Below are 5,010 nucleotides of genomic sequence, written 5' to 3' on the forward strand. Positions count from 1 at the left end.
CCCACTTTATTTAGCCAGTTGGAATAAATCTCTATAAAATGTCGGATAGGAAATGTTAACGCAATCGCTTCCGATAATTTCAGTTTCTCCTTCACTTGCAAGGGCAGCAACTGCGAAGGACATGGCGATCCGATGATCTAAATGACTTTGAATCTGAGCACCGTGAGGAGTCTTGCCGCCATTGATGATCATGCCGTCATCGGTAGGGGTAACGTCTACACCCATGGCTGTTAAATTTTCGCTCATGACGGCAATGCGGTCAGATTCTTTAACCTTAAGTTCCGCAGCATCCCGGATAATGGTCTGTCCTTCGGCGAAAGCGGCCATGATGGCGATAATTGGGAGTTCATCGATTAATGTCGGGATGATTGCGCCTTCAACCACTGTCCCGTGTAATGAAGAATGGTGTATAATGATATCCGCAACAGGTTCACCGCAGACTTCATGGACATTTTCAAGTTTGATGTCGCCGCCCATAGCCTGACATACACGGATCATACCGTCGCGGGTCGGGTTGATGCCCACATTTTCAATGCAGATTTCGGAACCGGGAACAATGAGACCGGCTGCCATAAAGTAGGCGGCAGAAGAAATATCTCCCGGCACGACAATTTTCTGGGCTTCAAGGCGTTTGACCGGACGGAGAGTGGCAGTTGTGCCGACAGAAGTGATATCACCGCCACAGCCTTTGAGCATAAGCTCTGTATGATTTCGGGAGAGTACCGGCTCCGTCACACTGGTTTCGCCTTCGGCATAAAGACCCGCCAGAAGAATAGCAGATTTAACCTGAGCAGAGGAAACAGGTGAATCGTAATGAATACCGTGAAGTTTCTGGCCTGTAATTTTAAGCGGCGCACAATCATTGCCCCTAAGGCTTTCGATCGAAGCTCCCATCATAGACAGCGGGGTTATGATACGTTTCATCGGACGGGACTGAATCGAAGCGTCTCCGTTAATGACACATTCAAAATTCTGGCCGGCTAAAATACCGGACATAAGTCGTGTCGTTGTGCCGCTGTTTCCTGTATCAAGCACATCGGAAGGACTTTTTAAGCCGTGGAGTCCCTGTCCGTGGATACGGACGATATTCCCGTCATTTTCAATATGGATGCCCATCTGGCGAAAGCAGGCAATCGAAGAGAGGCAGTCCGCTCCCTGAAGAAAATGATGGACTTCTGTAATGCCGTCGGCAATTGAGCCGAGCATAACACTGCGGTGAGAAATGGATTTATCTCCCGGAACCGAAACCGTTCCTTTTAAAGCATTTGTTCGTGTGATTTTCATAATATATCGCTCCTGAAAATTTATTTACGAAGATGAATGACATAGTGATATTTTGCCAGTAATTCAGTTGCCTTTTCGGCAGATTCTTCATCGTAGAATTCAATATGAAGTACGCCTTCCTGAAATTCACGATTATGGACGATGCCGATATTCTTGATACTGATACCATTGGTTGCGAGAATCGTGGCAATGGTTGCGATCGCTCCGGATTCATCAATCAAATCAACAAAGATTTCATAGGATGACTGAAGAAGACTTCTGGCGTGGCTTTGAGGAATGTCATCCCGATAATTTTTGGCAGAACCAAAAGCATCAAGAAGCATCTGTGTATCATTATTTTGAATAGCTGTTCCCATATCGCTGATACGTTCTATATAAAGGTTAAGCATATCAATGATCTGGGATTTGTTTTCGGCACAGATCTGCTGCCACATTTCCGGAGAAGAGGAAGCTATTCGGGTAATATCTTTAAATCCACCCGCTGCCAGCATTCGCATCATACCCTGCGGATTATCGGAATCTTTCACAAGATTGACCAGTGTATAGGCAATAATATGGGGAAGGTGGGAAATAGCGGCAGTGATACGGTCATGTTCTTTATAATTTAAAATAATAGGAAGTGCATTAATATCCTTTACAATTGAAACCATTTCAGAAATCATGGTATCCGTCGTTCCTTCTCCCGGAGTAAGAATATAATAGGCATTCTCGAGCAGATGGGCTTTGGCACTGCTGTAGCCTGTTTTTTCCGAACCGGCCATCGGATGACCGCCGATAAAGTAATGGGTCATACCAAGTGCTTCGACAGCTTCGTGAATGGTTGTTTTTACACTTCCTACATCTGTCAATATACAGGTCGGTTTTATGATCGGTTTTAACTGTTCCAGACAGCGGATATTGACACTGACCGGCGCGCACAGAAAAATCATATCACATTCGGAAAATGCGGGGCCGATCGTATCCATGGCCTGATTGATCGTTCCGTCTGCCATGGCTTCCACAAGACTTGATTTGCTGCGGTTATATGCGATAAAGGTCGCGTCCGGTCTCTTTGACTTCAGTGCTTTTGCAATGGAACCCCCAATTAATCCAAGTCCGATAAATCCAATCGTTTGTCTAGTCATTTTTAAGTCCTCCTTTGATTGTTTTGGGACTGTGAAACTTTCCGCATAGTAAAAAAATAGCCTCCGTCCCTCAATATAAAGGACGAAAGCAAAACTTCCGTGGTACCACCTTTATTCATCTGTGCATCACTGTACAGATCTCATAGAGTACGTCTGTTAAGATAATACTCCGGCAATGTAACGGTTGCGTCCGGCACAGCCTACTTGCCCATCGGTTTCAGCCTGCAGCTCCGGGATGTATTCAGGAAAATGTTTAATGCACCTCTCATCTGCCGGTTACTTTCTGTAAAAAACGAAAAATCCTTACTGATTCCCTTCTCAGCCTTTAATTTCATTGAAAATATCATAGCATTTTCGTTTTAAAAATGCAAGGCTTTTTTTGTTTAATGTGTGAAAGTACAATTATTTTCAGAAAAACTTGTATATTTTTCATAAAACTCTTGAAGATATGTGATTTTTTTAGTAGAATATATCCATGAGTAAATACAAACGTATTGGAGGAATAAGACATGAAGGTTTACAAAACACAGGACATTCGTAACGTTGCTATATTAGGACACGGTGGATGCGGTAAGACATCACTCGTTGAAGCTATGGCTCATGTTACAGGAGTTACAACACGCCAGGGACGCATTGAAGATGGCAATACCATCAGCGATTATGATAAAGAAGAAATCCGTCGTAAATTTTCAATCAGCACATCTGTAGTTCCAATTGAATGGAATTTCTGGAAGATCAATCTTTTAGATACACCTGGATATCTGGATTTTGCAGGTGAAGTTGATGAAGCATTAGCTGCAGCAGATGGTGCGATTATCGTTATCAACGGTAAAGCAGGTGTTGAAGCCGGAACAGAAAAGGCATGGGCTTACTGTGAAAAATATGGTATTCCTAGAGTTTTCTTCGTAACAAACATGGATGATGAACATGCAGATTACATGAAAGTTGTTGAACAGCTCCGTGAACTGTATGGAAAACGTATTGCTCCATTCCATCTGCCGATTCGCGAAGACGGCAAGTTTACAGGTGTTGTCAATGTGGTTACATTAAAGGGACGTCGTTTCACAGGCGGCGGTAAATGGGAAGAGAGAGATGTACCTGCAGATGTACAGGATAATCTTGATCCATGCCGTGAAGCTCTTATGGAAGCGGTTGCTGAGACAAATGAAGAATATATGGAACGTTATTTTGACGGAGATGAATTTACAGTTGATGAAATCATCGATGCTCTTCGTGTAAATGTAAATGAAGGTTCCGTAGTTCCTGTTCAGTGCGGTTCCGGTACAATGGAATATGGTATTGAAGGTTTGATTCAGACATGTGTTGAGTTCCTTCCATCACCAATCCGTGATCATATTAAGATCTTTGGTAAGGACCCTCGTACAGATAAAGAATACAATGTGGATTACGACTCCCGTCGTCCATTCTCCGCTTATGTATTCAAGACGATCGTTGACCCATTCATCGGACGTTATTCACTGATCAAAGTTTGTTCCGGAGAATTAAAATCCGATTCAGTTATTTACAACTATGAAAAAGATACCGAAGAAAAATTATCACGTATTTACGTGCTTCGCGGTAAAGAAGCCATCGAAATGCCTGAATTAAAAGCCGGAGATATCGGTGCGATCGCAAAATTATCCAATACATCAACCGGTGATACACTGTCACTTAAGGCAGATCCGCTTGTATTTGAAAAGTTTGAAGTGGAATCTCCATATACATACATGAGATATGAAGCAGAGAACAAGGGAGACGAGGATAAGATTTCCCAGGCACTCCAGAAGATGATGGAAGAAGATCTGACACTCAGAGCATTTAATGATAAAGAGAATCGTCAGTCACTGCTTTATGGTATGGGTGATCAGCATCTTGACGTTGTTGTAAGCAAATTGGAAGCAAAATACAAAGTTAAGATCAATCTTTCTAAACCGAGAGTTCCGTATCGTGAAACAATCCGCAAGAAAGTTTCCGTACGTGAAAAATATAAAAAACAGTCCGGCGGACATGGCCAGTACGGCGATGTTGCTATGGAATTTGAACCATCCGGCGATCTTGAATCTGCATATGAATTCGCTGAGAGAGTTGTCGGCGGTGCAGTTCCGAAGAACTACTTCCCTGCAGTTGAAAAAGGTATTCAGGAATCCGTTCTGAAAGGACCTATGGCTGGATATCCTGTAGTTGGTGTTAAAGCAACATTGTTCGATGGTTCCTACCATCCGGTTGACTCTTCCGAAATGGCATTCAAGACAGCGGCACGTCAGGCATTCAAGAGTGCATTTATGCAGGCAAATCCTGTTATCCTTGAGCCAATCGTTTCCTTAAGTGTTACTGTTCCGGACAGTTATACCGGAGATATCATGGGTGATCTGAACAAGAAACGCGGCCGTGTACTTGGTATGAATCCGATAGCAGGCGGAAAGACAGAAATCGTTGCAGATATCCCATTATCTGAACTTTACGGATATTCCACAAATCTTCGTTCCATGACAGGCGGACGCGGAACATATGCATACTCCTTCAGCAGATATGAACAGGCTCCAAGTGATGTTCAGGCGAAGGTTATCGCAGATAATGAAAAATCCGAATAATATGAGCCAAG

Annotated in this window: 3 protein-coding genes and 1 other annotated feature; of the genes, 1 reads left to right on the forward strand and 2 read right to left on the reverse strand. The window is 43.3% G+C overall.

Annotated features, from left to right (window positions below):
* Positions 1 to 6: 6 nt before the first annotated feature.
* Complete coding sequence (aroA, locus tag QZZ35_RS08985; protein WP_291237094.1) at positions 7 to 1,284, reverse strand: 3-phosphoshikimate 1-carboxyvinyltransferase; 1,278 nt, start codon at positions 1,282 to 1,284, stop codon at positions 7 to 9.
* A gap of 20 nt (positions 1,285 to 1,304) precedes the next feature.
* A complete protein-coding gene (locus QZZ35_RS08990; protein ID WP_330635641.1) occupies positions 1,305 to 2,483 on the reverse strand; it encodes a prephenate dehydrogenase in 1,179 nt (392 codons plus the stop codon).
* Positions 2,484 to 2,737, reverse strand: a binding site (T-box leader).
* A gap of 180 nt (positions 2,738 to 2,917) precedes the next feature.
* Between QZZ35_RS08990 and fusA the strand changes: the two genes are divergently transcribed.
* Positions 2,918 to 4,999, forward strand: a complete 2,082-nt coding sequence (gene fusA / locus QZZ35_RS08995; RefSeq protein WP_291237096.1) for an elongation factor G — start codon at positions 2,918 to 2,920, stop codon at positions 4,997 to 4,999.
* Positions 5,000 to 5,010: the final 11 nt, after the last annotated feature.

The organism is Frisingicoccus sp., from assembly GCA_016298055.1.
Lineage (GTDB): Bacteria > Bacillota > Clostridia > Lachnospirales > Lachnospiraceae > Frisingicoccus.